Origin of the sequence: Albimonas pacifica, assembly GCF_900113695.1 — a bacterium.
Classification (GTDB): Bacteria; Pseudomonadota; Alphaproteobacteria; order Rhodobacterales; family Rhodobacteraceae; genus Albimonas; species Albimonas pacifica.
Genome location: NZ_FOQH01000033.1, coordinates 1 through 2,500, shown reverse-complemented (window position 1 = coordinate 2,500; position 2,500 = coordinate 1). Strand labels below are relative to the sequence as shown.

At 57.9% G+C, this 2,500-nt stretch carries 1 rRNA gene (cut by a window edge); it reads left to right on the top strand.

The window, feature by feature from the left end:
- A 23S ribosomal RNA gene (locus BM064_RS26125) occupies nucleotides 1-2,471 on the top strand (it extends 355 nt beyond the left edge of the window).
- Nucleotides 2,472-2,500: the final 29 nt, after the last annotated feature.

Below are 2,500 nucleotides of genomic sequence, written 5' to 3'. Positions count from 1 at the left end.
GTGGGTGACAGCCCCGTAGAGGTAATAAAGCTGCCGTTAGAGTAGGGCGGGACACGTGAAATCCTGTCTGAACATGGGGGGACCACCCTCCAAGCCTAAGTACTCCTTGCCGACCGATAGCGAACCAGTACCGTGAGGGAAAGGTGAAAAGCACCCCGACGAGGGGAGTGAAACAGACCCTGAAACCGGACGCCTACAAACAGTGGGAGCGCAAGTGACCACGTACCTTTTGTATAATGGGTCAGCGACTTGGTCTCACGAGCAAGCTTAAGCCGATAGGCGTAGGCGCAGCGAAAGCGAGTCTGAACAGGGCGTTCAGTTCGTGGGATCAGACCCGAAACCGAGTGATCTAGCCATGGCCAGGATGAAGGCGCGGTAACACGCGCTGGAGGTCCGAACCCACACCTGTTGAAAAAGGTCGGGATGAGCTGTGGCTAGGGGTGAAAGGCCAATCAAACTCGGAGATAGCTGGTTCTCCGCGAAAGCTATTTAGGTAGCGCCTCGCATATTGCCTTCGGGGGTAGAGCACTGGATGGGTGATGGGGGCCCACAGCCTTACTGAGCCTAACCAAACTCCGAATACCGAAGAGCAGAGTGCGGGAGACACACGGCGGGTGCTAACGTCCGTCGTGGAGAGGGAAACAACCCTGACCAACAGCTAAGGCCCCTAATTCGTGGCTAAGTGGGAAAGCATGTGAGACGGCCAAGACAACCAGGATGTTGGCTTAGAAGCAGCCATCATTTAAAGAAAGCGTAACAGCTCACTGGTCTAGATAAGCTGTCTTGCGGCGAAGATGTAACGGGGCTCAAGCCACGAGCCGAAGCTTTGGAGTCGAAAGACTGGTAGCGGAGCGTTCCGTTCTGGATCTCTTCCGACTTTGCCGGGTGCGTGCATCCGGGATGGTCGGAGCGAGGTCGGCGACGAAGCCGCCCTGTGAGGGCGCGGTGGAGCGGACGGAAGTGAGAATGCTGACATGAGTAGCGACAAAGAGGGTGAGAGACCCTCTCGCCGAAAGTCCAAGGGTTCCTGCTTGAAGCTAATCTGAGCAGGGTGAGCCGGCCCCTAAGCCGAGGCCGAAAGGCGTAGGCGATGGGAATCAGGTGAATATTCCTGAGCCAGGAGAAGGTGACGGATCGCAGGTGTAGTTCCTCCTTATCGGATTGGAGGGGCTGCTGAGCGGTCCCTGGAAAGAGCCCTCCATCCAGACCGTACCCTAAACCGACACAGGTGGACTGGCAGAGCATGCCAAGGCGCTTGAGAGAACTACGTTGAAGGAACTCGGCAAAATGCCTCCGTAACTTCGGGAGAAGGAGGCCTCCTTCGTGGGCAACCATGGGGGAGGGGCACAGACCAGGGGGTGGCGACTGTTTACTAAAAACACAGGGCTCTGCGAAGCCGCAAGGCGACGTATAGGGTCTGACGCCTGCCCGGTGCCGGAAGGTTAAATGGAGGGGTGCAAGCTCCGAAATGAAGCCCCGGTAAACGGCGGCCGTAACTATAACGGTCCTAAGGTAGCGAAATTCCTTGTCGGGTAAGTTCCGACCTGCACGAATGGCGTAACGACTTCCCCGCTGTCTCCAACGTAGACTCAGCGAAATTGAACTCCCCGTGAAGATGCGGGGTTCCCGCGGTCAGACGGAAAGACCCCGTGCACCTTTACTACAGCTTCAGATTGGCATCAGGCGCGCAATGTGCAGGATAGGTGGTAGGCTTTGAAGCAGGGACGCCAGTTCTTGTGGAGCCTCCCTTGAGATACCACCCTTTGTTCGCTTGATGTCTAACCGCGGCCCTTGAACCAGGGTCCGGGACCTTCTGTGGCGGGTAGTTTGACTGGGGCGGTCGCCTCCCAAAGCATAACGGAGGCGCGCGAAGGTGGGCTCAGAGCGGTCGGAAATCGCTCGTTGAGTGCAATGGCAGAAGCCCGCCTGACTGCGAGACTGACAAGTCGAGCAGAGTCGAAAGACGGCCATAGTGATCCGGTGGTCCCTCGTGGACGGGCCATCGCTCAACGGATAAAAGGTACGCCGGGGATAACAGGCTGATGATGCCCAAGAGTCCATATCGACGGCATCGTTTGGCACCTCGATGTCGGCTCATCACATCCTGGGGCTGGAGCAGGTCCCAAGGGTTCGGCTGTTCGCCGATTAAAGTGGTACGTGAGCTGGGTTTAGAACGTCGTGAGACAGTTCGGTCCCTATCTGCCGTGGGTGTTCGAGACTTGAGAGGAGCTGCCCCTAGTACGAGAGGACCGGGGTGGACGCACCACTGGTGGACCTGTTGTCGTGCCAACGGCAGTGCAGGGTAGCTATGTGCGGACAGGATAACCGCTGAAGGCATCTAAGCGGGAAGCCCCCCTCGAAACCAGGTCTCGCCTGAGAGCCGTGGAAGACCACCACGTCGATAGGCTGGGGATGCACGCGCAGCGATGTGCGCAGTCGACCAGTACTAATCGCTCGATAGGCTTGATCCGCCCCGGAAGACGGCCGACGAAAGTCAGCC